This is a genomic window from Microbulbifer elongatus (assembly GCF_021165935.1).
Classification (GTDB): Bacteria; Pseudomonadota; Gammaproteobacteria; order Pseudomonadales; family Cellvibrionaceae; genus Microbulbifer; species Microbulbifer elongatus.
In genome coordinates this window covers 550627-574361 of the sequence record NZ_CP088953.1, presented here as the reverse complement: position 1 = coordinate 574361, position 23735 = coordinate 550627, and the positions used below count along the sequence as shown (strand labels likewise).

Here is a 23735-nt window from a genome sequence, read left to right as displayed (position 1 = left end):
GTCTGCCGGCACAGCCGCTGGGCCTAAAGAAACCGAATCACAGGAAAGCACTATGAGCGCGAACATCGTCAACGTAACCGATGCAGAATTTGAAGCTGAAGTACTCAAGGCGGAAGGCCCGGTACTGGTGGACTTCTGGGCACAATGGTGTGGCCCCTGCAAGATGATCGCACCGGTGCTGGAAGATCTGGCGGGTCACTACGGCGAGAAGCTGAAAATCGTCAAAGTGGACGTGGATGCCAACAAGGAAGCCGCCGCCAAGTACAACGTGCGTGGTATCCCCACCCTGCTGCTGTTCAAGGGCGGCAATGTGGAAGGCACCAAGGTCGGGGCGCTGTCCCGCGCACAGCTGACCGAATTCATCGACAGCCAGATCTGATCTCCGCGAGCGGGGCGCCCTGGGCGCCTCGCCTGCCGTTTTAAGGGCCGGAATGTATAAGAATTAGGCCTTGCAGGATGCCGAACTGCGGTTATACTGCCTAGTAATCAAATTAACTGTTCAGTCCAGACCTGAGCCAAGTCGCCAACCCCGCTGCTGACGCAGCCTCTCCGGCGCAAACTCCTCAAGTTGAACGATCCCCGCCTGGCACTTCTGCCGCATCCGGTGTGCCCTTGCGAGTGGTCATTCGTATTAGCGAGTCGTTTATCTGTGAAGAGTTGCGTGCGGTCAGTCAAACCGTCGGCATGTCGAACCGGGCAATATCACCATCGAAACTTCAACCCCCTCCGCAGAAACGTCCGGCGCGTCCGCGCCAACCGACAGAAGAAACCGTAATAAAGCAATTGGTATGAACCTTTCTGAATTAAAAACCAAACCCATTGAAGAACTGATCGAAATTGCCAAGGGCGCGGGACTCGAGAATGTCGCCCGCTCGCGCAAACAGGACATCATATTCAATATCCTGAAGCGCCACGCCAAAAGCGGCGAAGACATCTATGGCGAAGGTGTATTGGAAATCCTTCAGGATGGCTTTGGTTTCCTGCGGTCTGCGGACTCCTCCTATCTGGCCGGCCCCGATGATATCTACGTATCCCCCAGCCAGATTCGACGCTTTAACCTGCGTACCGGCGACTCCATTTCCGGCAAGATTCGCCCCCCCAAAGAAGGTGAACGCTACTTTGCCCTGCTGAAAGTCAGCGAGATCAACTTCGACAAGCCGGAAAACGCCCGCAACAAGATTCTTTTCGAAAACCTCACCCCGCTGTTCCCCAACGACCGCCTCGGTCTCGAATGTGGTAACGGCTCCTCCGAAGACCTCATCGGCCGCATCATCGACCTGGTAGCCCCCATCGGCAAAGGTCAGCGCGGGCTGATCGTCGCACCGCCCAAGGCCGGTAAGACCATCATGTTGCAGAACATGGCCCAGGCCATTACCCGCAACAACCCCGAGTGTCATCTGATCGTACTGCTGATCGACGAGCGCCCGGAAGAGGTTACCGAGATGCAGCGCTCCGTGCGTGGTGAAGTGGTTGCGTCCACCTTTGACGAGCCGCCGGCGCGCCACGTACAGGTCGCCGAAATGGTGATCGAAAAGGCCAAGCGCCTGGTCGAACACAAGAAAGACGTGGTGATCCTGCTGGACTCCATTACCCGCCTGGCACGCGCGTACAACACCACCGTGCCGAGCTCCGGTAAAGTGCTTACCGGTGGTGTGGATGCCCACGCCCTGGAGCGGCCCAAGCGCTTCTTTGGTGCAGCGCGTAACATTGAAGAAGGCGGCAGCCTGTCTATCATCGCTACCGCCCTGGTGGATACGGGCTCCAAAATGGACGAAGTGATCTTCGAAGAGTTCAAGGGCACCGGTAACATGGAGCTGCAGCTGGACCGCAAGATCGCTGAAAAACGTGTATACCCCGCAATCAACGTGCGTCGTTCCGGTACCCGCCGCGAAGAGCTGCTAATGCCGGAAGGGGAGCTGCAGCGGGTGTGGATCCTGCGCAAGCTGCTGCACGATATGGAAGATCTCGCCGCCACCGAATTCCTGATCGACAAGCTCAAAGACTTCAAAACCAACGACGAATTCTTCTTGTCCATGAAACGGAAATAATTCCGATACAGAGTAAAGGCCTGCGCAATATGCAGGCCTTTTTTGCATGGAATGGACAATTTTTGCAATGCGATAAAACAGGCGTGAAATTACGCCGAATTCAGTTGAAAAGGCATTGCGATAGGCATATAAAGGCCAACAATAAAGTGTTGAACAGTATTTCAACACTGACCGAATTGATCCCGCGCGGCTGGGAAGTCGAGCGACTCTGGATCAATCTCAAATGGTGAACTCGGTGGAGCTGGTTGCCATTTGTGTATTGCTCGACAGCCCACTGACTCTAGTGAGACTTTTTTGTGAATATCTATATCGGAAATCTGGCCTACGGCGTAACCTCTGACGAACTGCACGAAGCATTTGGTGCGTTCGGTGAAATCTCCCGGGCTACTGTAATCACTGACCGGGAAACTGGCCGTTCTAAAGGTTTTGGTTTCGTAGAAATGCCGAACGACGACGAAGCGCGTAAGGCTATCGAAGAAATGAATGATCAGCCGCTGTCTGGCCGTAACATCCGTGTTAACGAAGCCAAGCCGCGCGAAGACCGTCCGCGTCGCCCCCGCTTCTAAGATCTCTTAGAAGTTCGGCAGCCCGCAGCTCAACCGCTGCGGGTTGTTCCCCACCTCCCTCCGCTTTCTACGGCGCCTGATACCAGCGCGGCGTTATTTTTTTCTCTGTCTGTTTTACACTGGCCGTTGCCTACAGTCATCGACCGGTAAAACATGAAATACAAAGACCTGCGCGACTTTATCCAGTTACTGGAAAAGCGCGGCCTTCTCAAGCGAATCAAACACCCTGTCAGCCCCGTGCTGGAAATGACCGAAATTGCCGATCGCGTATTGCGTGCCGGCGGTCCCGCTCTGCTGTTTGAAAACCCCACCGGTTACGACACCCCGGTCCTCGCCAACCTGTTCGGCACACCCGAGCGCGTCGCCCTCGGGATGGGTAAAGAGTCGGTCAATGAGCTGCGTCAGGTGGGCGAGCTGCTCGCGTTCCTGAAAGAGCCGCAACCGCCGGAAGGCTTCAAAGACGCCTGGCAAAAGCTCCCCATCTTCAAGCAGGTCATGTACATGGGGCCCAAGGTGGTGAGCAAGGCCGACTCGCAACAATTTGAAATCGACACCGCCGATATTGATCTCACCAGACTGCCGATACAGACCTGTTGGCCCGGGGATGCCGCGCCTCTGGTTACCTGGCCTCTGGTGATCACCCGCGGACCGGAAAAGAAACGCCAGAACCTCGGTATCTACCGCATGCAGCTGATCGGCAAAAACCGCCTGATCATGCGTTGGCTCTCTCACCGCGGGGGCGCCCTGGACTTCCGCGAATGGCAGCAGCAGTATCCGGGCGAGCCGTTCCCGGTCGCCGTCGCGTTGGGTGCGGACCCTGCGACCATCCTCGGGGCGGTCACCCCGGTGCCGGATACCCTCTCGGAATACGCCTTTGCCGGACTCCTGCGCGGCAGTAAGACCGAAGTAGCAGACGCCAGGCTCAGTAACCTGCAGGTACCGGCCAGTGCCGAATATGTGCTCGAAGGCTACATCTACCCGGACGATATGGCCGACGAAGGCCCCTACGGCGACCACACCGGCTATTACAATGAAGTCGATCGCTTCCCGGTTTTTACCGTGGAAAAGATCACCCACCGCAAAGATCCCATCTATCACAGTACCTACACCGGCCGTCCGCCGGATGAACCCGCCGTACTGGGGGAAGCATTAAATGAGGTCTTCGTACCAATACTGCGCAAGCAATTCCCGGAGATTGTCGATTTCTATCTTCCCCCGGAGGGCTGCTCCTACAGGCTCGCCGTTGTCACAATGAAAAAGCAGTACGCCGGCCACGCCAAACGGGTGATGATGGGGGTCTGGTCATTTCTGCGACAGTTCATGTACACCAAATTTGTCATCGTCACCGACGACGACGTAAACGCCCGGGATTGGAAAGATGTAATCTGGGCCATGACCACCAGAATGGACCCCGCACGCGATACGGTAATGGTGGAGAATACCCCGATCGACTACCTGGATTTCGCCTCTCCGGTCTCCGGCCTCGGCTCGAAAATTGGCTTTGATGCGACCAACAAATGGGAAGGTGAGACAACCAGAGAGTGGGGGCGCCCGATCGTAAAAGACCCGGAAGTGACACAGCAGATCGATGAAATCTGGGACAAGCTCGGGATTTGATAAACATTCATGCCATGGAGGGCAAATGGAAGTTACCAAGACAATCAAGCCTGGCGACAAAGGCTCCAAGGCGTATCAACGACGCTACGGGGAAAGACTTTGCGCTGTTCGTTATCGGCAATCCGACTGCGGGTCAAAAATATATACCACCGTTGAGCTGATTGTAGATGAGCGCCCGAAAGCGAGTCCGGGAAGCAGCGAAAGAAGCCGCAGTGCAAGAAGGCGGGCCGATGCGGTCGCGGTAAAAGTATTTGCAAGAGAGTGTGAATATCAGCAACTGCTGAAATCTGCCGGTGCCAGGTACAGCCCTGGCACACGATCCTGGATAACCACGAGAGGCGTCGCGATAGGGTTGGGGCTAGGGCACAGAATCAAGGAAGGGTTAGTGAATGAATGCCAAGATGTTGATTTTAGCATTGAAATTTAGGTGGCCACATATAGGAATAAGTAGCCAAATATGAACACTTATTCCTATATATGGATATTGTGCCTATATATAGGCATCATCACGATATAACTGTTAGGCATACGTAATGGTTCGAACATTGTACATATCGGCTATAGGGCTTTACGTCTTGTCTTTAACTTACCCATTTGATGGTATTTGGTTCTTTGGTTTAGTTATGGCGTCGATGACCGCAATTTTTTCGGCAGGCATAATAACCTCTATGGAGTTGAGTGAGCTTGCGAGCATTAGTGGAGCCCTGTTTTTGCTTTTTGTAGCATCTCCATTTTATAACCTAGTATTTTTGTGGTGCGCATTTTCATTCGGAAAGATAAAAAGCAATTTTGAAATAAAAAATATTACTCTGATGGTGGCCGCATTTTTTTCAATTTTAGTATCTGCAAAGCTTACAATCGATAAGCCATCAGATTTCCTTGCATATTTCTTGTGGTCGTTATCTTTTTTAGTTCTTAGCATTGCAACAACTATTAAGGCAAGAAATGCCTAACAAACAGCGGCAGAGCGACAGCCAACGCTACGCACCTTTTGTGTTACTCGCTGTCGCTCAAACATTAACACAAAATGCGCTCCGCGCTGGCTGCGCCTGCGCTGGGCGTTATGAGCTCGCTCGCTCTAGTTTGTGCGAGCCAAAAATAAACAAAAACTGGGTGCTATAGGGTGCTGTATAAAAATACAGTATTGGCGGGAAAATCCGTAGTCAACGATTCGTCTTTCGTGTAGGCTTCGAAGCTTCAGCGTCGCTCGCATAACGAAGTTGATGCGGCGCCGCAGATGCATCGAAGCAAGGCCGCGAATCTAGCTCTGGCAGCTCCTTCCTCCGTAGCATGATAGACTGAAGCTCAAACAGGTTATTTAGAGAATTCAGACATCGTGCCACGAGCGACTCATAACAACCCGATGATGCGTCGCCTAAAAATTGTCACCACCTTTGCTTGCGCAAAGGCGCCGCCAATTTTATTAACGGCGACGCATATCTAATTCGTTATGAGCTTGAGAGCCAAGAATGAGAATAATCGTATTATTTTTAGCAGTTCTAAGTGGTACTGCTTCTGCATCCCAAGAAGATTTTCACCATTGGCAAGAGATTACCTATAAACGGTTGTTGCCATACTCTCTGGCTGAAGTTCAGCTTGGACTTAAAATAAGTGTCTCTAGAGATTACAGTCACAAGACAACAGTGGAGATTGAAAAGATCGAGGTGTCAGGAGTTAAAGTTGAAATTCCGAGTCATGTTCTAGAAGAATTTCCTTTGATTTCACCTAGCTCTCTATGGTTGACAACTTCGCATATAGAGCAAGATAGCACTATCGCAGATACAGCTATCACCATAAGATTTGAGTATTTTTCTGGTTCTTGTAAACACAAAGGATCCGTTTCATTCCTAAATTACGAGTTCCAATCATACAGCGAGTCCGCTGCCATCGAGTGCTCATAACAAGCACGGGCAGTAAAGCTCCGGCCCTTCGGGCCTCCGCGGGACAGCTTACCTTGCGCACGTTTAGCGCGGGTCGCTTCGCTCCCATTTTCGCGCAAAACGTGCGCAAGGTAAGCCGCCCCTGCCGTGGGCGTTATGAGCCTGAGATCGAAAGTTTGATCAAGTATGTGATAGTTTTTCTTGTCGTAATTCTGACTGGCTGCACTAGTCAATACAGCGTTGTGCCAGTACCCTCTAAGTCGGAGCTAATACTTGGAGTTTGGTATTTTAATATGGGGAAAAGCGGTTACATTAAACTTAACTTCCAAGAGAGTGAAAACTTTTGTATTGCAATTGTGCCGTGTTCGCTGGAGGTTGAGAAGCCCGGCCCTGGTGGAAAATGGAGTATTTCAGGAGATACGCTTAGTTTAGTGTGGCCAGATGGATCAGATAAAACTCAGCAATTAATATCGATATCAAATCAAGAGTTTAAGTTGGCGAGCAAAGTTGGGTTTGAAAGGTATAGTAGAGAGCCACTCGGTTGCCCCGGCTCATAACAAGGCCAAGCAGTTTGCTCCGGGCCTTTGGCCCTCCGCGGGACGCCCAACGCTGTGCACCTTTTGCGCGGTCGCTGTCGCTCCCATTATTGCGCAAAAGGCGCACAACGTTGGGCGCCCCTGTTGGCGGCGTTAACTGTCACTCATGAATTAAACTATGTTCCAAGATTCAGCTACGACAATAGAAAATTACGAAAGATTTGTTCGGAGAGTTATAGAGTCAGGTGAAGTATGGGGTATTAAACACCCAGATGGCACTTGGGCTACTAGCGAGTCAAATGAGTTTGAAGAAACGCTCGTCTACGTATTTTGGTCAGATAAGTCCTACGCAAAAAGGCATTGCAAAGAGGTTTGGAGTGATTCCGTACCATCTTTGATTGGGTTGGATAGTTTTATCGATAATTGGCTTAGAGGGATGCATACTGATGGCCACTTGGTCGGCCCGAATTGGGATGCGCATCTTTTCGGTTTGGAGGTGGAGCCCGTCGAGCTGGCCCAACGACTAATAGAGTCAGACAGTTAACAATGCGCTGCAGGCCGACGTCTAACTTTGTGCACTTTATGCGCGGTCGCTACGCTCCCATTATCGCGCATAAAGCGCACAAAGTTAGCCGCGGCTGAGCGCGGCGTTAGGCTCTAAAACATGAGAGAGATGATGAAATATTTTGCGGCTCTATTAATCGCTATTATCTCTTGCGTATCGCAAGCGTCTCAGGATAGCTCTGAATCACTGGCTCTTCGTAAGTCGTATCCAATTCAACTTTATATGGGTGCTTGTGTCGTGGCTCGTGCACAGCCAGCTCAAGCAGAAAGCCAAGCCAAAGAAATGGGCTTTAACGAAGTTAAAAGTGAGCGGGCTAACCAATATCTGCAAGGCTACAAGGGAAAGGCTTGGGTTTCCAAAAATGAGCATGGCAATTTCGCTATTGCTGTTCAAGATAGGGGGCTGTGTTCGGTTTTTATTCATCAAGGTAACCCAGAGAAACTTATGGCCAGTATGGAGGCATGGTTGCCGCCTGAAGGCTCAGGCTTCAGTTATAAAAAAGAAAGCGTTTCTAAATCTGGTCCATTGGAAACCACTTCATACAAAATATTTCGCGGAAACCAATTAATGGAGCAGTGGGTAATAACTCTTTCTACCCAGCCGGGCTCTAAACTTGTAGCAATAATGTCTTATGATACATCGCAAGCCTAACAAGGCGCTGCAGTTCGCTCCGGGCCTTCGGCCCTCCGCGGGACGCCCAACGCTGTGCACCTTTTGTGCTGGTCGCTGCGCTCCCATTGTCGCGCAAAAGGCACATATTGCAGCCTGCCCCTGAACTCGGCGTTATGAGCTCGCTCGCTCTAGTTTGTGCGAGCCAAAAATAAACAAAAACTGGGTGCTATAGGGTGCTGTATAAAAATACAGTATTGGCGGGAAAATCCGTAGTCAACGATTCGTCTTTCGTGTAGGCTTCGAAGCTTCAGCGTCGCTCGCATAACGAAGTTGATGCGGCGCCGCAGATGCATCGAAGCAAGGCCGCGAATCTAGCTCTGGCAGCTCCTTCCTCCGTAGCATGATAGACTGAAGCTCAAACAGGTTATTTAGAGAATTCAGACATCGTGCCACGAGCGACTCATAACAACCCGATGATGCGTCGCCTAAAAATTGTCACCACCTTTGCTTGCGCAAAGGCGCCGCCAATTTTATTAACGGCGACGCATATCTAATTCGTTAACTGCCTATGAAATTGAGTACCGATTTTGACAAGCTAGGATTTCATGACGCATCAATTGAAAAGATAGAGCGTCAATCTGAATCTGTGATTTTAGAGATAAAAGGTGCTTTTATTTCTAAAGAGCATCCAGGTTCTGATGGTCAAGACTGGAGAGTTGACGAAGCAATACTAGAAATTTTCGGAGTAACCGCAGAAAGAGCTACGTATTGGGATGATGATAAGGCGGCAAAGGAGCACCCTGAGCCGGAGTTTCCATTGGATGAAATCATGCATGCACATTTCATAGATGGTGTGTTTTCTTTCGATGGTTTTAAACAAACCGTACCGTGGTACGAGTGGTTCATAACCGCAAATTCATTCATTTTGGAGGTTAAAAGTGCATCCAAGCTCAGCAGTTAACAAAGCTATCAAATTGACGGCTTTTCCGTCGCTTGTTTTGTGGTTTTACGCTACGCTACCACAAAACAACCAACTCCAAAGCCGCAATTTATAGCGGCGTTAATGTTCAGGTTCATCACGCCGCCGCCTAAAAAGTTCAGCTTACTTGATGAGCGATTCGGCGACCTCTAGCGTTGTAGAAACGGTATCGCTAGCAGGGATTGACGGTTGATTTTTAGAGGCTTCAGTGGCTTCCCTTCGTTAAGGTTAGCGCTGGCGGCGGAAGGAGTTCAGAGGGGTTTTCCTTTTGGGCGTGTAAGCCGCTCCAGGGAAAGCGTGGCATGGTACAGCCAATCGTGCCACTCGCAGTATGTTAGTTTTTCGGGGCGTTGGGTTTGGTGGCATTGTTCAGTATTAAATTGCTTTCAGGTCATCAAACATTAACAAGCGACTGTGATGTCAAGCTGCCAACTTGAGGTCGCTTTCTCCCCAGTAAGTACCGTCTCTCACCATGGCATTTAGTATCACGATCATCTTTCGCATGCAGGCCGTCAGGGCGACTTTTTTATGTTTGCCCTGGTTCACGAGCCGCTTATAAAACTCTCGGATCATCGGATTGTGAATCGTCGATGAAAGGGTGGCCATATAGAGAATCGTTCGAACAGGTGCTCTGCCACCTCTTATTCGACGCTTCCCCCTGAGAGACCCACTATCTCTGTTGAAAGGTGCTACGCCGACGAGCGCTGCGATCTCCTTGGGGCTTAGGTTACCCAGCTCCGGCAGTTCCGCTATTAGCGTAGTCGCCAGTAATTTACCTACCCCAGGAACCGATTCGAGCTGTTCGCGCTTGGAGCGCCAAAGCTCCTCGGCTTTGATTGCTTTATCGAGCTTTTCGTCGACTCTCTCGATTTCCTTTTCCAGGAATTTAATATGGCGGCGGTAATCAGCTTGAAGGCACTTGGGCATTATCTTTCCTCTGTTTTTCTCCATCGTGCGCATGGTCATAAGCTGCCGCCGTCTAACCAGTAAGTCTTTGATTTGACGCTGTATTTTTGATTCTGGAGGCATAACCTTAGGCTGCATCACTGCACCAAACTCTGCGATGAGCTTCGCGTCAACCTTGTCTGTCTTGGCGAGAACCCCTGCGGCTCCCGCGTAGCGTCGCACCTTTAACGGATTCACAATTACGACAGGAATGCCAACTTCAACGAGTTGCTCATAAAACAGGCGTTCATACCGGCCGGTCGCTTCTAGCACGACCCTTTCGACCTTGAACCGGCGTATCGCCTTGATCCATTTATTGATCGCGGTTTTGGTGTTATCAATTTGCCAATACCGGTCTCGCTCGTGGATGTAGATATCAAGAAAAGCCTTCCCAATATCTGCACCGACGTTTACCCCTTTTGTAGCTATTTCGCGCATTGTGAGATCATCCCATCCTTGCTACATTCGGGCTCATGAGGCCCATTCGACTGTTCGGGTTATACATAGGGTCGGTGTGGCGCTACACGCTTGTTAACGGGCTAGGTAGAACCTGCTCCTGCCAGGCATCGAGCTGCCACACCGGTAACTTGTGGAGGCAAGTTACGGGCCTCACTTTATCGAATATTTGGGGAATTTGACCATACAAGGCCGGGCAATTTGCTCTGGGCCTGCGGCCCTCCGCGGGACAGCTTACCTTGCGCACGTTTTACGCGGGTCGCTGCGCTCCCATTTTCGCGCAAAACGCGCACAAGGTAAGCTGCCCCTGCCGGCGGCGTTAAGTGAGTAAAGGAGTACCTATGAAGTCATTTTTATTCAATCTGGCGGGCCTTTTAGGTTCGTGGCACTTTATAGATCTGTCCTCTAATTATTCATTCAATTCAGTGTTTGCACCAATCATCTTTACTGGCTTTCTCATATCTAGCATTCTCTGGTTTATTGTTAAATTTGGTGTCAACCAACGTACCAGTAGCGGAGGGTATTTCGGGGGTGATGGCGGCGGTAATGGTGGTGGGGGAGACGGTGGAGGTGGCGGCGATGGCGGGTGCTAGCCCCCCACTTAACAAACACGGGCAATGAAGCTCCGGCCCTTCGGGCCTCCGCGGGACGGCTTACCTTATACACGTTTTGCGCGGTCGCTTCGCTCCCATTATCGCGCAAAACGCGCATAAGGTAATCCGCCCCTGCCGTGGGCGTTAAGTGTCACAAGGAATTAACGTGATTGAGCAAGTTTCAGAAGAAAATTTGGAAGAAGTTTTGCCGCTTATACGGGCATATCAGGAGTTCTATAAAGTTCAGGGCGTTTGTGATGAAAAGAATTTTAAGTTCTTTTCAAGATTCACTGGATCTTCAGAGCTTGGCCGCCAGTTTCTATTTCGCGAAGAAGAAAAAGTGGTTAGTTTTGCTACCGTATATTTCACGTATACCTCAACAATAACGTCAAAGATCGCTATATTGAATGATCTGTATACGTCGCCAGGTAGTCGAGGTAATGGTATTGGCCGGAAGCTCATTGAGCATTGTCGAGATTTCGCAAAAGAAAACGGTGCGGCAAGGCTGCAATGGGTGACATCTCCAGATAATGAGGTGGCTCAAAAACTCTATGATTCAATCGACACCGGCAAGAGCACGTGGCACTTCTACACGTACAACACTTAACAAACGCAAGCAGGATGCTCCGGCCCTTCGGGCCTCCGCGGGACGCCCAACGCTATGCACGTTTTGTGCGGGTCGCTGCGCTCCCAGTTTCGCACAAAACGTGCATAGCATTGGTCGCCCCTGTTGCGGGCGTTATGCATCACTAAACGTATGAAAGTAATTGGTCAAAAAGACAGTTTACATTTTGTAATGGGAACTAACGATCATGAGCAGTTAAGGGATGTGGGAATATTCTATAAAGACGTTTCTCTCACACCAGTTGATCGAATGGCATATGTGCCTCAGTTTATATGTTCTATGAAGAACGAGCTTGAAGAATTAAGGAATCGTCGGATCAATGAAGATGCATTCTTTCTTAATCTTGGGCCCACAACGGATGACTGTTCTGCAAGAATAAAATTGGTTGGAGGCCAAGCCAGAATTAGTTTCGATATTGAGGGTGGTGTTGTATTTCTGACCTCATTACCAATAACTTACCTGGTAGAGCTGTACGAGAAAGTAATAAATAACTTGGAGCATAAAAATGCATAACAAAGCAAGCCAAAATCGCGCCTTCGGCGCTGGACTCGCTATAGCTCGCCTTTGCTTGCGGCGTTATGCAATCAAGTAGAAACTTCACAAGGAGAATGTGATGCCAAAACTATATCAATACCTCGGAATTACTCTTTTCTTCTATAGCAATGAGCATGAGCCTATTCACGTCCATGCAAAATATGAAGGAAAAGAAAGTAAGGCAGAAATTCATTTCTTCCACGGAAAAATCAGCAAGATTATCATCAAGGATAAAGGGCAGGGTTTAGATCCTAAGAAGAGAAAAGAGTTTGAAGAATTTGTCAACGTATATGCTGATGAAATCGTTGAGAAGTGGGTTTCATACTTCGTGAGAAAGCAGCCTATTGCTCCTAAAGTAATCACGCAGAGAGTTAAAAATGTCAGAAATTTTGGTTGAGTCTGTCCGTCACCTAAAATCTCACATTCTTGAAATAACTTTCAATGATGGCCACAAGCAGATCGTAGATTTTGCACCATTCATATTTTCTGTGGGTCATCCAGACTATGAACAGTATAAGTCTGAAAGAAAGTTTCTTGAGTATGAGATAGTGGATGGGAACCTAAATTGGGATGATTACACAATGATTTTCCCTGTAGAGGATCTCTACGCTAACAAAATACTCCGAAGTGCCTAGTATCAAGTTTGAACCGCGACAATAACTGTTATCTTCCATAGTACATCTCTTCTGGGGTTTTGTAGCCGAACCGTTTTCTGGGGCGGCTATTTAATTTCATTGCAATAGCGTCACATTGCTGCTGCGTAATGTCTTCCATGCTTTGATTCTTCGGAAGATATTGTCTGATTAATCCATTGACATGCTCATTGCTTCCTCGCTCCCAGGAGTGGTACGGGGTGGCAAAATAGAATTTTACTGCACAGCAGTCTTCAATCTTCTTATATTGGTGGAATTCAGTACCATTGTCAGCGGTTATAGTTTTAATATTTCTCGGATCACGGTTAATTAACCGTACAGTTTTTTTGTTCAGCTCATAGGTTGATTTATTTTTGAGCTTTCCAATCATGACAAACCCCGTTTTACGCTCCAGCAATGTAACAATGCAGTGGTTGCTGCCCCGGCCGTGAACAGTGTCAATTTCCCAATGGCCCTTGTAACGCCTGCCCTCAACACTTTTAGGTCGGTCTGTGATGTGCCGTTTATCCGCAAGTCGCCCCCTGCTGTCATAGGCTTTGTAGCGCTTTCGACGCTGCTTTGAGGCTTGGCGTAAATGCGTCCATAAATTGCCGCCATTCTTCTTATTTCTCCAGATATACTGGTAGATAGTTTCGTGGCTTAACCGGTGTTTCATCAATTTATGTCTGCGTATATAACCGACTATTTGCTCTGGGCTGTACTTTTTCCGAAGTAACGCTCGCACAAGTTTAAAGTGGCGTTCAGAGTAGTGCCTATTACGACGTGATCGTCTACGTCGCCCTCGAGTACGACTGTCGGCCTTGCTCGGTCTATAACCGCCATCTGTTCGGTGGCAGCTGTTACGTTGGAACTCCCTATAGAGAGTACTCCTGTGGCGTCCAGTCAACTCGGCAATATGGCTGACGGAAAGACCTTGTGCACGATAGGCCGCAATCGTGTATCTTTCTTCTCTGGTGATCTGTTGATACTTCATTGGTGCAATTCACTTCTTGGCGGGAGTAAAATGCCCCTAGTATCGCAGATCACCTCCAGTTTTAGGTAATGTGTCGCGGTTAGTATATGAATCCGGGGTGCATAACAATCAGCGGCAGAGCGACAGCCAACGCTACGCACCTTTTGTGTTACTCGCTGGCGCTCAAACATTAACACAAAATGCGCTCCGCGCTGGCTGCGCCTGCGCTGGGCGTTAAGCATCCGAAGCATGGAACGTAGTACACCTATAAATCTGCCGTTCAACAAAGAGAATTTTCTTTCTCTGCTGAAATATGGTGCCAATCCAGATGGTTCTCCGTATTCGCATAAGCAGATTGTTGAGTGGTGCGAGAATTTCTGGAATGAGTATTGTGATATTGATGCTCCAAATGAAATTGAAATCATCATGCCGATTTTGGCTGATGTAGAGACCCAATGGGACCTCTATTTAGTCAATACGTACTCACATGAGGAGCTTCAAGTAATAAACTTTGAGTCTGTCAGGCTTCCGGTAGAGTGGTTCACTAGCTGGATCGCAGAAGCAAATGCTTAACAAACGCAAGCAGGATGCTCCGGCCCTTCGGGCCTCCGCGGGACGCCCAACGCTATGCGCATTTTGTGCGCGTCGCTGCGCTCCCAGTTTCGCACAAAATGTGCATAGCATTGGTCGCCCCTGTTGCGGGCGTTAAGTGACCATAATGAGAAAAACTCCGCTGGCCCTTATGGTTTTCGTGTTCCCCGCTTTTGGAGCGGAAGATCCGAGAATACCTTTCGGGGAGTATTCGGTTCAGGAAAATGCCATTATCCAGGAGCGAGTCAATGAGTTAGCTGGCTCAAAGAAGCAGTGCTTCGATAAATACCTTGATGACTATCAAATTCGAGTTTATCAATACTGCGAAACTAGCGACTTAGGAAATGCGGCTGTTGGAGGTTGTGAGCATATTGCTGGCATGGCCTGGCATACAGCAGTCATCAAGGCTGCATTAGAGTCCTGTGCCAATGCCACTTAACAAACGCAAGCAGAATGCTCCGGCCCTTCGGGCCTTCGCGGGACGCCCAACACTGTGCACATTTTGTGCGGGTCGCTGCGCTCCCATTTTCGCACAAAACGTACACAGCATTGGTCGCCCCTGTTGCGGGCGTTAAATGCCAGTAATCAGAAAATCTATGGCGTTTATAATTTCATCGCGAAAGGTTTCTAGGTTTTCGACGGGGCGCTTCAAAATTGATGCCGGAGCACTGGTTAGCTGATGTGTAAGTAGTGCGTACTCGTTGCTATCAATTTGAAAAATTGGGCACAAACGATCTGGCGCTTCTCTCTCCAGATTCTGAGCGGGAATTACCGGAATCACGATTCTGGAGTTCAGTACAGAGATTAGGTCAGTTTGCACATCCAAAAAATATGGATAGGCCTTTCTGGTGGTTTTATCTGTGTTTTCGTAGAGGGTAAACTGGCTCACTAGAAATCCCTGAATGCGTCAGAGAAAAGGCCGTTCTTTTCCACGAACTCATTGCAGGCTTCAAGGCCTTTATGATTGGCTTTTAGCCATTCTTCAGCCTGTCGTTTACTGACCTCGACAGCCAAAGCCTTCTCAAGCGTTGCGGAAAGGTTGATATTTAGCTGCTTTGCCTTAGTGAGTAAGTCTTTGTTTAGGCTAAGGTTTGTAGGTTTCTTGGCCGCTGAATGGTCATAAATTGACTTCATGGTCACAGTCCTCGCATTGGTCATGTGCATAGTTTATGCGCATAGCCCTTTCGTGGCAAATGCATTTAACAATCAGCGGCAGAGCGACAGCCAACGCTACGCACCTTTTGTGTTACTCGCTGGCGCTCAAACATTAACACAAAATGCGCTCCGCGCTGGCTGCGCCTGCGCTGGGCGTTAACCGCGAAATGAGCGGAAATTGATATGAGTAATAACTTCGAAGCGTTTTCCGGAATTCCAAACGCACTGAAAACATTCAGTGATAAGAGTTTGGACTTCCCACATTTAAGAAAGCAAGATAACCGAACTAGGCAAGAGCGTAGGGAAGATTTTGAGGAAGAACTTGGAAAAATTGATAGAGCTTTTCTCGAAGATATTAAAAATACAGTTTTGAATTCGCAAAGTAAAGAAGAGCTCTGGAGCCTCAAGGAAGAAGTTGAGAACTGCCTTATAAAATTTTCCCGATATTTTGATTCATTTGAAAATTTCAACGCAGAAGAGACAAGAAAGGTTGAGTTAAAAAAGAGAGAGCTAAAATTAGAGGCGAGGCACGATTGGTCAAGTAAGTTTCGCCTGTTTTTCTTTCGAGTTTTGGCTTCTTTTTTATTGATAGTTACTTTGTTTTCTATTGGTTACATTGAGCATGAATATGAGTGGGCGAGGTTACCAATGTCGAAATACCTAAAAATCGCACCATCGTCCCAATGAAGGCGGTTAACAAAGCAATGCAGCCGACGTCTTACCTTGTGCGCTTTTTGCACGGTCGCTACGCTCCCGTTTTCGTGCAAAAAGCACACAAAGTAAGCCGCGGCTGATTGCGGCGTTATGTTTCAGTGTTACCCATAGAAAGTGGACACCCTGTATAGTTAGGTTTCGGCCTAACACGGAGGTGTACCATGGGTAAGAAGAAGGTTGCAGCATATACGGAAGAGTTCCGTCGAGAGGCGGTTCGTCGTAGCGATCAAGAGGGCGTAACGGCCGCTGAGGTCGCGCGTGAGCTGGGGATTCACCCGGGTCAGATCTATAACTGGCGGCGCCAGCTCCATCGCCTCTCTGATAAACAATTCAACTCACTGGACGGAGTAGATTATTCCAGAAAAGAGAGTGAGTCAGTACGGAAACTAAGGCGCGAGAATGAAACGCTCCGGAAGGAGGTCGAGTTTCTAAAAAAGGCGACGGCGTACTTCGCGAAAAACCAAGAGTGAAGTACGCACTGATCGAGCAGTGCCGGGAAGATTTTCCGCTGACGATGATGTGCCGTCTGATGAAAGTATCCACGGCTGGATACTATAAATGGGAAAAGCGTCCGAAATGCGCTTCAGCTTGCCGTCGAGAGCGACTGGAAGCCCAAGTTATTGAAACCTATGCAGCGTTTAAAGCCCGCTACGGAGCTCCCAGGATCGCTGATGAGCTCAATGCAGCGGGTATTAAGTGTAGCGTCAATTTTGTGGCGAAAATCATGCGTTCGAGAGGGATACGGGCCCGTAATGGGAAGGGCTTCAAGTATAGCCCGCCTGCAGAGGCTATGAGCAACGTGGCTGAGAATCTGCTAAGTCGCCAGTTTGTCGCCGAGAAGCCGAACGAGAAGTGGACCACCGACATCACGTATATCTGGGTGCGTGATCGCTGGCTATACCTGGCCACGGTGATGGATCTTTATTCGAGGGCGATTGTAGGGTGGGCCCTGGATACGAGCATGACTGAACAGCTGGTAACTGACGCGCTGAAGATGGCTTTTCAGCGTCGAGAGATTCGGCCAGGTCTGGTTATCCACTCAGATCGAGGTGTGCAATATCGCGCACGAGATTATCGTTACTTTATCGAAAAGAACGATTGCAGACCCAGTATGAGCAGAAAGGGAAACTGCTGGGATAATGCGGCGATGGAATCGTTTTTTAGTCGACTGAAAGTCGAGCTAATATACGCAGAGCAGTACGAGAGTATCGAGGACGCAAAGAGCGGAATCTTCGAGTACATCGAAGTGTTCTATAACCGAGTACGTAGGCACTCCGCTATTGGTCATGTCAGTCCGGCGGATTTTGAGCGCAAATGCGCATAGTTAGGGTGTCTACTTTTCGTCGGTAAGACCAGTTTACGACGATTAACGAATGGATATTCTTGATCATTACTTAATTGAAGAAAAAGACCATATAGCTAGTCTAATAACCTTTCTTGAAAATGAAGAAAGAAGACAGCACGGAGAGATGGTTAGCAACCTATTCAATTTCAAAGTTAATTTTGTGTTAGGTGAAGCCGTAGTGGAAGACGATGCGGGTGTGTTCTGTAATACAGAGGCGGACCGCGATCTTGTTCTTACGGTTAGTCAATTGCTGGCTAGGTTACGAAGTGCCAAATAAACATAACAAACAAATCAAGTTCGCCGCTATGCGGCTGGGACCTCCACTGCGTCGCTTATTTTGTGCTTTAATAGCACAAAATAACCAACTACGTTCCGGCCCCTTATTTGGGCGTTATGAGCTCGCTCGCTCTAGTTTGTGCGAGCCAAAAATAAACAAAAACTGGGTGCTATAGGGTGCTGTATAAAAATACAGTATTGGCGGGAAAATCCGTAGTCAACGATTCGTCTTTCGTGTAGGCTTCGAAGCTTCAGCGTCGCTCGCATAACGAAGTTGATGCGGCGCCGCAGATGCATCGAAGCAAGGCCGCGAATCTAGCTCTGGCAGCTCCTTCCTCCGTAGCATGATAGACTGAAGCTCAAACAGGTTATTTAGAGAATTCAGACATCGTGCCACGAGCGACTCATAACAACCCGATGATGCGTCGCCTAAAAATTGTCACCACCTTTGCTTGCGCAAAGGCGCCGCCAATTTTATTAACGGCGACGCATATCTAATTCGTTAGGCACACAGGGAAAGAATGAGAGATATTGCCAGTAATGAGCATTATTCTGAAATGCTCAAAATTCAAGAAGAGTTAAATCATAAACTCCGAAAAGACTTTGAACGTGAAAAGATTCATGGTCGGGAGCATTTGGCGCGCTTTTTAACCGAGCGAGTGGGTGCGCTGGTAGATGAACTTAATTCCAGTGGCTATTCCTTCGGGCCATGCGACTACAGTGGCGATATAGATTTCGAAAACAGTGAGCAAACATTTAGCAATGGATCAGAAATGGGGGAAGGAATCATCCTTCACTTTCACGGCTATTCGGTTCAAGCTTCTTGGGAAGGTAGCGATAAGTATGCCTAACAAACGCAACCAAACCGGCCTATCGGCCTCGACTCGCTACGCTCGCGTTTGTTGCGGGCGTTATGGCATGTGAGGTAATTTGAACTTTTTCGTTTTCTGGGCAATAGGCTTATTAATGATTGCATCTGGATTTTATTTCCATGCAAAATTTTTAGAGCGCCTGAAAAATTGCCATCCCTCGCTATATAGTCAACTTGGTGAGCCTGGGGTGTTCACAAAATATCCGGTTTCTGAAAAATCGATCGTGCGCGATTTAAGCCCAAATAAATCTCTTACGAAATACACTGAATTTATGTCAAGCAAAAAATGGAGGGGGCTAAATGATGGCGAGCTTAATAAATTTGCACGTTATAGGAAGTTCACACAGTTTTTTGCGGCCGCGTTATTCATCATGGCATTCATGGGCGTGGAGCCTAGGCCATAACAAGCGACTGTGATGTCAAGCTGCCAACTTGAGGTCGCTTTCTCCCCAGTAAGTACCGTCTCTCACCATGGCATTTAGTATCACGATCATCTTTCGCATGCAGGCCGTCAGGGCGACTTTTTTATGTTTACCCTGGTTCACGAGCCGCTTATAAAACTCTCGGATCATCGGATTGTGAATCGTCGATGAAAGGGTGGCCATATAGAGAATCGTTCGAATAGGTGCTCTGCCACCTCTTATTCGACGCTTCCCCCTGAGAGACCCGCTATCTCTGTTGAATGGTGCTACGCCGACGAGCGCTGCGATCTCCTTGGGGCTCAGGTTACCCAGCTCCGGCAGTTCCGCTATTAGCGTAGTCGCCAGTAATTTACCTACCCCAGGAACCGATTCGAGCTGTTCGCGCTTGGAGCGCCAAAGCTCCTCGGCTTTGATTGCTTTATCGAGCTTTTCGTCGACTCTCTCGATTTCCTTTTCCAGGAATTTAATATGGCGGCGGTAATCAGCTTGAAGGCACTTGGGCATTATCTTTCCTCTGTTTTTCTCCATCGTGCGCATGGTCATAAGCTGCCGCCGTCTAACCAGTAAGTCTTTGATTTGACGCTGTATTTTTGATTCTGGAGGCATAACCTTAGGCTGCATCACTGCACCAAACTCTGCGATGAGCTTCGCGTCAACCTTGTCTGTCTTGGCGAGAACCCCTGCGGCTCCCGCGTAGCGTCGCACCTTTAACGGATTCACAATTACGGCAGGAATGCCAACTTCAACGAGTTGCTCATAAAACAGGCGTTCATACCGGCCGGTCGCTTCTAGCACGACCCTTTCGACCTTGAACCGGCGTATCGCCTTGATCCATTTATTGATCGCGGTTTTGGTGTTATCAATTTGCCAATACCGGTCTCGCTCGTGGATGTAGATATCAAGAAAAGCCTTCCCAGTATCTGCACCGACGTTTACCCCTTTTGTAGCTATTTCGCGCATTGTGAGATCATCCCATCCTTGCTACATTCGGGCTCATGAGGCCCATTCGACTGTTCGGGTTATACATAGGGTCGGTGTGGCGCTACACGCTTGTTAACGGGCTAGGTAGAACCTGCTCCTGCCAGGCATCGAGCTGCCACACCGGTAACTTGTGGAGGCAAGTTACGGGCCTCACTTTATCGAATATTTGGGGAATTTGACCATACAAGGCCGGGCAGTTTGCTCCGGGCCTACGGCCCTCCGCGGGACAGCTTACCTTGTGCACGTTTTGCGCAGGTCGCTGCGCTCCCATTTTTGCACAAAACGCGCACAAGGTAAGCTGCCCCTGCCGGCGGCGTTAAGCAATGGAGAGTCGAACATGGTCGTTACTATTTTCGGATGCCTGGTGTTCGTTGTTAGCGTTCTACAAATTCGATTTCCGAGTTTGGCGGACGCATTGAAAAAATCGGAACCTGAAATATGGGAAAAATTGGGTTCGCCTTCAGGCTATTCGTTCTCAGATCTAGGAAATACTCTTTCGCTGTATAGTTGGATTCTTTCGAGAAAATTCTTAGATTCAGATGAATCTGAGGTTTTAGAGGAAGGCGAGAAGGCTCTTACAAAGGCACGTCGAGTAAAATATGGGCTTATTTTGGGCCTTGCAATAATGCTTTCAGGGTTGACCTTAGCCCTTGTGCAATCATTTGCTTAACAAGCAGCGGCAGAGCGACAGCCAACGCTACGCGCCTTTTGTGTTACTCGCTGTCGCTCAAACATTAACACAAAATGCGCTCCGCGCTGGCTGCGCCTGCGCTGGGCGTTAGGCAAACCAGCATGCAGATAAAGAGATATGGCGGAAAATTTGGTGGTGGCAACGATAGCGGAAATAATAAAATCGCCAAAATTGGTTTTTATCTGTTCGTCGCGAGTGTTTTCGCAACAATATTTTTCGCAAATCCAGCATTCATAATTGGCGGGCTACTGGTCCTCTTTCTTTTTACTGGGATCGGTATGCTGGTGAAAGGAGGTGAGAGTGCTGGCTTGAGAGAAGAGCGTTATAAGCAGCACTTAGAGGATGCTGAAAGGCTTTTCAAAGAAGGGGATTATCTTGGTGCAAGTGAGGCGTTTCGGCGGGCAAAGATTTATGGTGAAATTCCTACTGAGCTCCAAGAAATGTACACCGAGGTACAACTGCCTAACAAACACGGGCAGTAATGCTACGGCCCTCCGGGCCTCCGCGGGACGGCTTACCTTATGCACGTTTCACGCGGGTCGCTACGCTCCCATTTTCGCGTAAAACGCGCATAAGGTAAGCCGCCCCTGCCGTGGGCGTTATGAATCTCGGTATCGAGTAGAGCAATGAATATAGATATAGACAGTTTGTCGGAAGATGAGTTAATCGCTCTAAATCAAAGAATCGTTGAGCGGCTGAAATTTCTCGAATCTATGCACACTCATAAAGAGATGATGCAATTCAATCCGGGTGAGAAGGTTAGCTTCGAGCCTCCAGGTCGCGGCCGGCAAATCGGAACGCTAGTGAAGTACAATAAAAAAACGGTAACGGTTATTACGGACGGCGGCCAAAAATGGAATGTGTCTCCTCATTTACTGAACAAAGTTAAAGAGGTACAAAGTGGGGCATCTGGCTCAGGTCAGGTAATTGACCTTCTGAGCAAGAAATAATTCATAACAATCAGCGGCAGAGCGACAGCCAACGCTACGCACCTTTTGTGTTACTCGCTATCGCTCAAACATTAACACAAAAGGCGCTCCGCGCTGGCTGCGCCTGCGCTGGGCGTTAACTTATACGGAAGTAAAATCGACAAAAGGAATTGAAATGCAGGTTTCGCATATAGAAACAATCAATAAGTACGAGAAGTTGGGCTCTCAAGCGAGAGAAATGGCATCCAGAAACTTACCAAGACATTTGCTCGGAAAGATTGCCTTGGAGGCAATAGATCACAAGGCACTCGCTGCTTTTAAGTCGATTGATTTTGCTCAAGAGCGTTCAGTGAACTGGGATTGGAATTTTTCGAGCCGCTACAAAATTTTCTATCCGAAGGCATTTGATCTCTCGGTTTGGCATGGAAGTACTTTATGCTCAATGACGCTCGGCCGGCCGACCTACAGGGGCACTGCTGTACGTTTGGATTTTATTGAGCGTTTTAATAAACATGTTTTGTTCGCAAATGATATGTTTCCTGTTTCGTTGTTGGCGTATGAAGCTTATGCGCGCCTGATCGGCGCATCTCAAATTAGAATCATGGATCCACTAAACGAAAAATTGGTGAAATACTATTCATCTCACGGTGGTTTTTCCCTACGCCCGGGGAAACAAGGCGTTCCGCATTATTTGGTGAAAAATCTATGAAAAATAGTGATGAATTAAAGAAAATTGAAGAGGAATTAAAGAAATCATCTGAAGATCTCTTTAAGCCTCGTCCTAAAGATATCGAAGAAGAGTTGAGCAAAAGAGATACCTTTGGTTCCCCAGATAATCTGGTGGATCGGAGCGACGAGCAAGAATAAGTTAACAAGGCGCTGCAGCCGACGGCCAACTTTGTGCACTTTATGCGCGGTCGCTGCGCTCCCATTATCGCGCATAAAGCGCCCAAAATTGTCCGCGGCTGAGCGCGGCGTTAGTAGCTGGTTCGTGTCATGTGCATGTTTTCAAGGAAGAAAGAATGAATTCGGTGTATTGCGGATATTACGATGAAGAGATGGATCAAAGTATTCCTGCCAAACCAACGTTGGAAGAGGCCGTTACTCTCTTTAAGAGATTCCGCTGGGGCAACACAAAAGTGGAGTCTTCTGAAAAGCTACTGATCTTTCAATCTGGAGAAATTGATGAGGCCTCATTGTCTATTTCAAAATTTGATGAGGGAGCGTGGTGTGTATCAGCGGCTACATCAAAGCGTAGACGCTTTTGGGGGCCATTTTTCAAAGTTAATACGTTTGGTGTTTTTCTAGATAAAAATTCAGAAGAAGTTGAATGTATACTACGCTTGTTCTATGAGTGCTCTACGTCTGAGTTCTCAGAGTTCCTGAAAAGCAACACCGAGTAAGCTACTAACAAGGTGCGGCAGACCGACGTCTTACTCTGCGCATTTTTTGCGCAGTCGCTACGCTCCTATTTTCGCGCAAAAAATCCACAAAGTAAGCCGCCGCTGCGCACGGCGTTAGGTTTTTGTATGAATGTGGTAAAAAATATAAGTTTATACTGGTTGATTCTCGCACTGCTGATTCTGCCAGTTTTTGAATTCGTCCCGATCCAGGGGGATTCGGTAGCACTCAGCATTGTATTTATGGTGGTTGGGTTTATCTCTTTCCTTGCAGTGATATTTGTATTTTGGGTCTCCTTCTATGCCCACGGAAAGAGTCCTGCATTAATTGGAGCCATTGTATATTTTGTGCTCTCATTTATGTCTGGCTACTTCTATTTGGCCGCTATTGCACTTGTGGTGGCTTATTGGCTCTATTTACGAGGTCCAATTTCGCGGCTGTCGGAGCAAACCTAACAATCACGGGCAGTGAAGCTACGGCCCTTCGGGCCTCCGCGGGACGGCTTACCTTATGCACGTCTTGCGCGGGTCGCTCCGCTCCCATTTTCGCGCAAAACGCACATAAGGTAAGCCGCCCCTGCCGTGGGCGTTAATGTTCAGGTTCATCACGCCGCCGCCTAAAAAGTTCAGCTTACTTGATGAGCGATTCGGCGACCTCTAGCGTTGTAGAAACGGTATCGCTAGCAGGGATTGACGGTTGATTTTTAGAGGCTTCAGTGGCTTCCCTTCGTTAAGGTTAGCGCTGGCGGCGGAAGGAGTTCAGAGGGGTTTTCCTTTTGGGCGTGTAAGCCGCTCCAGG

At 48.6% G+C, this 23735-nt stretch carries 35 protein-coding genes; 30 read left to right on the top strand and 5 right to left on the bottom strand.

Translation table 11 applies throughout. The features are described from left to right. Window positions 1-52 precede the first annotated feature (52 nt). The 10 genes from trxA to LRR79_RS02270 all read left to right on the top strand — a co-directional run bounded on the left by trxA (window position 53) and on the right by LRR79_RS02270 (window position 8785). Entirely contained in the window at window positions 53-379 is a 327-nt protein-coding gene (trxA, locus tag LRR79_RS02310; RefSeq protein WP_043320505.1) for a thioredoxin TrxA, read from the top strand. A gap of 409 nt (window positions 380-788) precedes the next feature. Then, window positions 789-2048, top strand: a complete 1260-nt coding sequence (gene rho / locus LRR79_RS02305; protein ID WP_231758810.1) for a transcription termination factor Rho — start codon at window positions 789-791, stop codon at window positions 2046-2048. Window positions 2049-2344: 296 nt separating this feature from the next. After that, window positions 2345-2614 (top strand): RNA recognition motif domain-containing protein, encoded by a 270-nt coding sequence (locus tag LRR79_RS02300; RefSeq protein WP_010133764.1) that lies wholly within the window; start codon window positions 2345-2347, stop codon window positions 2612-2614. Window positions 2615-2767: 153 nt separating this feature from the next. Then, the gene (gene ubiD, locus LRR79_RS02295) at window positions 2768-4231 is read left to right on the top strand and encodes a 4-hydroxy-3-polyprenylbenzoate decarboxylase (protein ID WP_231758809.1); all 1464 of its coding nucleotides are present in this window, start codon (window positions 2768-2770) and stop codon (window positions 4229-4231) included. Between the two features lie 25 nt (window positions 4232-4256). Continuing rightward, window positions 4257-4658 (top strand): hypothetical protein, encoded by a 402-nt coding sequence (locus LRR79_RS02290; protein ID WP_231758808.1) that lies wholly within the window; start codon window positions 4257-4259, stop codon window positions 4656-4658. 148 nt (window positions 4659-4806) lie between these two features. After that, window positions 4807-5184, top strand: a complete 378-nt coding sequence (locus tag LRR79_RS02285) for a hypothetical protein (protein ID WP_231758807.1) — start codon at window positions 4807-4809, stop codon at window positions 5182-5184. A 516-nt stretch (window positions 5185-5700) separates the two neighbouring features. Then, on the top strand, window positions 5701-6132 hold the full coding sequence (locus LRR79_RS02280) for a hypothetical protein (RefSeq protein WP_231758806.1): 432 nt from the start codon (window positions 5701-5703) through the stop codon (window positions 6130-6132). A 693-nt stretch (window positions 6133-6825) separates the two neighbouring features. After that, entirely contained in the window at window positions 6826-7191 is a 366-nt protein-coding gene (locus LRR79_RS17355; RefSeq protein ID WP_407665214.1) for a DUF2750 domain-containing protein, read from the top strand. Between the two features lie 120 nt (window positions 7192-7311). Next, window positions 7312-7863, top strand: a complete 552-nt coding sequence (locus tag LRR79_RS02275) for an NMCC_0638 family (lipo)protein (protein ID WP_231758805.1) — start codon at window positions 7312-7314, stop codon at window positions 7861-7863. A 529-nt stretch (window positions 7864-8392) separates the two neighbouring features. Then, window positions 8393-8785 (top strand): hypothetical protein, encoded by a 393-nt coding sequence (locus LRR79_RS02270; protein WP_231758804.1) that lies wholly within the window; start codon window positions 8393-8395, stop codon window positions 8783-8785. 438 nt (window positions 8786-9223) lie between these two features. On the opposite strand, the gene LRR79_RS02265 is transcribed toward LRR79_RS02270, so the two are convergent. Continuing rightward, window positions 9224-10186 (bottom strand): IS110 family RNA-guided transposase, encoded by a 963-nt coding sequence (locus LRR79_RS02265; protein ID WP_231758783.1) that lies wholly within the window; start codon window positions 10184-10186, stop codon window positions 9224-9226. 359 nt (window positions 10187-10545) lie between these two features. Here LRR79_RS02265 and LRR79_RS02260 point away from each other — a divergent pair, with 359 nt between their 5' ends. The 5 genes from LRR79_RS02260 (at window position 10546) to LRR79_RS17350 (ending at window position 12591) form a co-directional block, all read left to right on the top strand. Beyond that, on the top strand, window positions 10546-10797 hold the full coding sequence (locus LRR79_RS02260; RefSeq protein WP_231758803.1) for a hypothetical protein: 252 nt from the start codon (window positions 10546-10548) through the stop codon (window positions 10795-10797). A gap of 166 nt (window positions 10798-10963) precedes the next feature. Next, entirely contained in the window at window positions 10964-11404 is a 441-nt protein-coding gene (locus LRR79_RS02255) for a GNAT family N-acetyltransferase (RefSeq protein ID WP_231758802.1), read from the top strand. Window positions 11405-11554: 150 nt separating this feature from the next. Beyond that, window positions 11555-11935 (top strand): hypothetical protein, encoded by a 381-nt coding sequence (locus tag LRR79_RS02250; RefSeq protein WP_231758801.1) that lies wholly within the window; start codon window positions 11555-11557, stop codon window positions 11933-11935. 100 nt (window positions 11936-12035) lie between these two features. Next, a complete protein-coding gene (locus LRR79_RS02245) occupies window positions 12036-12353 on the top strand; it encodes a DUF4160 domain-containing protein (protein WP_043319732.1) in 318 nt (105 codons plus the stop codon). After that, window positions 12334-12591 carry a DUF2442 domain-containing protein gene (locus LRR79_RS17350; protein ID WP_043319731.1) on the top strand — a complete coding sequence of 86 codons (258 nt, stop codon included), beginning with the start codon at window positions 12334-12336 and terminating at the stop codon, window positions 12589-12591. Before LRR79_RS02245 ends, LRR79_RS17350 begins: the two co-directional genes overlap by 20 nt. Window positions 12592-12619: 28 nt before the next feature. Here the strand turns inward: LRR79_RS17350 and LRR79_RS02240 are convergent, their stop codons facing one another. Then, window positions 12620-13582: an IS30 family transposase gene (locus tag LRR79_RS02240; RefSeq protein ID WP_231758800.1), complete on the bottom strand. Its 963-nt coding sequence runs from the start codon at window positions 13580-13582 to the stop codon at window positions 12620-12622. A gap of 228 nt (window positions 13583-13810) precedes the next feature. Here LRR79_RS02240 and LRR79_RS02235 point away from each other — a divergent pair, with 228 nt between their 5' ends. Both LRR79_RS02235 and LRR79_RS02230 read left to right on the top strand, forming a co-directional pair. Then, entirely contained in the window at window positions 13811-14134 is a 324-nt protein-coding gene (locus LRR79_RS02235; RefSeq protein WP_231758799.1) for a hypothetical protein, read from the top strand. 145 nt (window positions 14135-14279) lie between these two features. Beyond that, a complete protein-coding gene (locus tag LRR79_RS02230; protein ID WP_231758798.1) occupies window positions 14280-14591 on the top strand; it encodes a hypothetical protein in 312 nt (103 codons plus the stop codon). A 132-nt stretch (window positions 14592-14723) separates the two neighbouring features. On the opposite strand, the gene LRR79_RS02225 is transcribed toward LRR79_RS02230, so the two are convergent. Together LRR79_RS02225 and LRR79_RS02220 are read right to left on the bottom strand one after the other, a co-directional pair. Further along, window positions 14724-15041, bottom strand: coding sequence for a CcdB family protein (locus LRR79_RS02225; RefSeq protein WP_231757948.1), 318 nt, complete (start codon window positions 15039-15041; stop codon window positions 14724-14726). Continuing rightward, the gene (locus LRR79_RS02220; protein WP_231757947.1) at window positions 15041-15286 is read right to left on the bottom strand and encodes a type II toxin-antitoxin system CcdA family antitoxin; all 246 of its coding nucleotides are present in this window, start codon (window positions 15284-15286) and stop codon (window positions 15041-15043) included. Before LRR79_RS02220 ends, LRR79_RS02225 begins: the two co-directional genes overlap by 1 nt. A gap of 204 nt (window positions 15287-15490) precedes the next feature. Here LRR79_RS02220 and LRR79_RS02215 point away from each other — a divergent pair, with 204 nt between their 5' ends. From LRR79_RS02215 to LRR79_RS02190, 6 genes are all read left to right on the top strand, one after another. Further along, window positions 15491-15994, top strand: coding sequence for a hypothetical protein (locus LRR79_RS02215; protein ID WP_231758797.1), 504 nt, complete (start codon window positions 15491-15493; stop codon window positions 15992-15994). 188 nt (window positions 15995-16182) lie between these two features. Further along, on the top strand, window positions 16183-16491 hold the full coding sequence (locus LRR79_RS02210) for a transposase (RefSeq protein WP_231758796.1): 309 nt from the start codon (window positions 16183-16185) through the stop codon (window positions 16489-16491). Beyond that, the gene (locus tag LRR79_RS02205) at window positions 16488-17345 is read left to right on the top strand and encodes an IS3 family transposase (RefSeq protein WP_231758795.1); all 858 of its coding nucleotides are present in this window, start codon (window positions 16488-16490) and stop codon (window positions 17343-17345) included. The genes LRR79_RS02210 and LRR79_RS02205 overlap by 4 nt, the downstream gene beginning before the upstream one ends. Before the next feature lie 49 nt (window positions 17346-17394). Then, window positions 17395-17643 (top strand): hypothetical protein, encoded by a 249-nt coding sequence (locus LRR79_RS02200; protein WP_231758794.1) that lies wholly within the window; start codon window positions 17395-17397, stop codon window positions 17641-17643. 520 nt (window positions 17644-18163) lie between these two features. Continuing rightward, window positions 18164-18493 (top strand): hypothetical protein, encoded by a 330-nt coding sequence (locus LRR79_RS02195; protein WP_231758793.1) that lies wholly within the window; start codon window positions 18164-18166, stop codon window positions 18491-18493. Between the two features lie 79 nt (window positions 18494-18572). Next, the gene (locus LRR79_RS02190; RefSeq protein WP_231758792.1) at window positions 18573-18917 is read left to right on the top strand and encodes a hypothetical protein; all 345 of its coding nucleotides are present in this window, start codon (window positions 18573-18575) and stop codon (window positions 18915-18917) included. Between the two features lie 15 nt (window positions 18918-18932). Here the strand turns inward: LRR79_RS02190 and LRR79_RS02185 are convergent, their stop codons facing one another. Next, on the bottom strand, window positions 18933-19895 hold the full coding sequence (locus LRR79_RS02185; RefSeq protein WP_231758791.1) for an IS110 family RNA-guided transposase: 963 nt from the start codon (window positions 19893-19895) through the stop codon (window positions 18933-18935). Window positions 19896-20253: 358 nt separating this feature from the next. On the opposite strand from LRR79_RS02185, the gene LRR79_RS02180 reads away from it, so the two are divergent. From LRR79_RS02180 to LRR79_RS02150, 7 genes are all read left to right on the top strand, one after another. Further along, window positions 20254-20586 (top strand): hypothetical protein, encoded by a 333-nt coding sequence (locus LRR79_RS02180; protein ID WP_231758790.1) that lies wholly within the window; start codon window positions 20254-20256, stop codon window positions 20584-20586. A 122-nt stretch (window positions 20587-20708) separates the two neighbouring features. Continuing rightward, a complete protein-coding gene (locus LRR79_RS02175; protein WP_231758789.1) occupies window positions 20709-21089 on the top strand; it encodes a hypothetical protein in 381 nt (126 codons plus the stop codon). 144 nt (window positions 21090-21233) lie between these two features. Beyond that, a complete protein-coding gene (locus LRR79_RS02170; RefSeq protein WP_231758788.1) occupies window positions 21234-21557 on the top strand; it encodes a hypothetical protein in 324 nt (107 codons plus the stop codon). 154 nt (window positions 21558-21711) lie between these two features. Beyond that, window positions 21712-22245, top strand: coding sequence for a hypothetical protein (locus tag LRR79_RS02165; protein ID WP_231758787.1), 534 nt, complete (start codon window positions 21712-21714; stop codon window positions 22243-22245). After that, complete coding sequence (locus tag LRR79_RS02160; RefSeq protein ID WP_231758786.1) at window positions 22242-22403, top strand: hypothetical protein; 162 nt, start codon at window positions 22242-22244, stop codon at window positions 22401-22403. Before LRR79_RS02165 ends, LRR79_RS02160 begins: the two co-directional genes overlap by 4 nt. 155 nt (window positions 22404-22558) lie before the next feature. After that, window positions 22559-22939 carry a hypothetical protein gene (locus LRR79_RS02155; RefSeq protein WP_231758785.1) on the top strand — a complete coding sequence of 127 codons (381 nt, stop codon included), beginning with the start codon at window positions 22559-22561 and terminating at the stop codon, window positions 22937-22939. 12 nt (window positions 22940-22951) lie between these two features. Further along, window positions 22952-23392, top strand: coding sequence for a hypothetical protein (locus LRR79_RS02150; protein ID WP_231758784.1), 441 nt, complete (start codon window positions 22952-22954; stop codon window positions 23390-23392). Window positions 23393-23735 lie beyond the last annotated feature (343 nt).

Excerpts from the sequence above, each read along its gene's own strand:
- trxA (WP_043320505.1), top strand. The coding sequence starts at position 53 with ATGAGCGCGAACATCGTCAACGTAACCGATGCAGAATTTGAAGCTGAA.
- rho (WP_231758810.1), top strand. The coding sequence starts at position 789 with ATGAACCTTTCTGAATTAAAAACCAAACCCATTGAAGAACTGATCGAA.
- ubiD (WP_231758809.1), top strand. The coding sequence starts at position 2,768 with ATGAAATACAAAGACCTGCGCGACTTTATCCAGTTACTGGAAAAGCGC.
- LRR79_RS02290 (WP_231758808.1), top strand. The coding sequence starts at position 4,257 with ATGGAAGTTACCAAGACAATCAAGCCTGGCGACAAAGGCTCCAAGGCG.
- LRR79_RS02280 (WP_231758806.1), top strand. The coding sequence starts at position 5,701 with ATGAGAATAATCGTATTATTTTTAGCAGTTCTAAGTGGTACTGCTTCT.
- LRR79_RS17355 (WP_407665214.1), top strand. The coding sequence starts at position 6,826 with ATGTTCCAAGATTCAGCTACGACAATAGAAAATTACGAAAGATTTGTT.
- LRR79_RS02275 (WP_231758805.1), top strand. The coding sequence starts at position 7,312 with ATGAGAGAGATGATGAAATATTTTGCGGCTCTATTAATCGCTATTATC.
- LRR79_RS02270 (WP_231758804.1), top strand. The coding sequence starts at position 8,393 with ATGAAATTGAGTACCGATTTTGACAAGCTAGGATTTCATGACGCATCA.
- LRR79_RS02265 (WP_231758783.1), bottom strand. The coding sequence starts at position 10,186 with ATGCGCGAAATAGCTACAAAAGGGGTAAACGTCGGTGCAGATATTGGG.
- LRR79_RS02260 (WP_231758803.1), top strand. The coding sequence starts at position 10,546 with ATGAAGTCATTTTTATTCAATCTGGCGGGCCTTTTAGGTTCGTGGCAC.
- LRR79_RS02250 (WP_231758801.1), top strand. The coding sequence starts at position 11,555 with ATGAAAGTAATTGGTCAAAAAGACAGTTTACATTTTGTAATGGGAACT.
- LRR79_RS02245 (WP_043319732.1), top strand. The coding sequence starts at position 12,036 with ATGCCAAAACTATATCAATACCTCGGAATTACTCTTTTCTTCTATAGC.
- LRR79_RS17350 (WP_043319731.1), top strand. The coding sequence starts at position 12,334 with ATGTCAGAAATTTTGGTTGAGTCTGTCCGTCACCTAAAATCTCACATT.
- LRR79_RS02240 (WP_231758800.1), bottom strand. The coding sequence starts at position 13,582 with ATGAAGTATCAACAGATCACCAGAGAAGAAAGATACACGATTGCGGCC.
- LRR79_RS02235 (WP_231758799.1), top strand. The coding sequence starts at position 13,811 with ATGGAACGTAGTACACCTATAAATCTGCCGTTCAACAAAGAGAATTTT.
- LRR79_RS02230 (WP_231758798.1), top strand. The coding sequence starts at position 14,280 with ATGAGAAAAACTCCGCTGGCCCTTATGGTTTTCGTGTTCCCCGCTTTT.
- LRR79_RS02220 (WP_231757947.1), bottom strand. The coding sequence starts at position 15,286 with ATGAAGTCAATTTATGACCATTCAGCGGCCAAGAAACCTACAAACCTT.
- LRR79_RS02215 (WP_231758797.1), top strand. The coding sequence starts at position 15,491 with ATGAGTAATAACTTCGAAGCGTTTTCCGGAATTCCAAACGCACTGAAA.
- LRR79_RS02210 (WP_231758796.1), top strand. The coding sequence starts at position 16,183 with ATGGGTAAGAAGAAGGTTGCAGCATATACGGAAGAGTTCCGTCGAGAG.
- LRR79_RS02200 (WP_231758794.1), top strand. The coding sequence starts at position 17,395 with ATGGATATTCTTGATCATTACTTAATTGAAGAAAAAGACCATATAGCT.
- LRR79_RS02195 (WP_231758793.1), top strand. The coding sequence starts at position 18,164 with ATGAGAGATATTGCCAGTAATGAGCATTATTCTGAAATGCTCAAAATT.
- LRR79_RS02185 (WP_231758791.1), bottom strand. The coding sequence starts at position 19,895 with ATGCGCGAAATAGCTACAAAAGGGGTAAACGTCGGTGCAGATACTGGG.
- LRR79_RS02180 (WP_231758790.1), top strand. The coding sequence starts at position 20,254 with ATGGTCGTTACTATTTTCGGATGCCTGGTGTTCGTTGTTAGCGTTCTA.
- LRR79_RS02175 (WP_231758789.1), top strand. The coding sequence starts at position 20,709 with ATGCAGATAAAGAGATATGGCGGAAAATTTGGTGGTGGCAACGATAGC.
- LRR79_RS02170 (WP_231758788.1), top strand. The coding sequence starts at position 21,234 with ATGAATATAGATATAGACAGTTTGTCGGAAGATGAGTTAATCGCTCTA.
- LRR79_RS02165 (WP_231758787.1), top strand. The coding sequence starts at position 21,712 with ATGCAGGTTTCGCATATAGAAACAATCAATAAGTACGAGAAGTTGGGC.
- LRR79_RS02160 (WP_231758786.1), top strand. The coding sequence starts at position 22,242 with ATGAAAAATAGTGATGAATTAAAGAAAATTGAAGAGGAATTAAAGAAA.
- LRR79_RS02155 (WP_231758785.1), top strand. The coding sequence starts at position 22,559 with ATGAATTCGGTGTATTGCGGATATTACGATGAAGAGATGGATCAAAGT.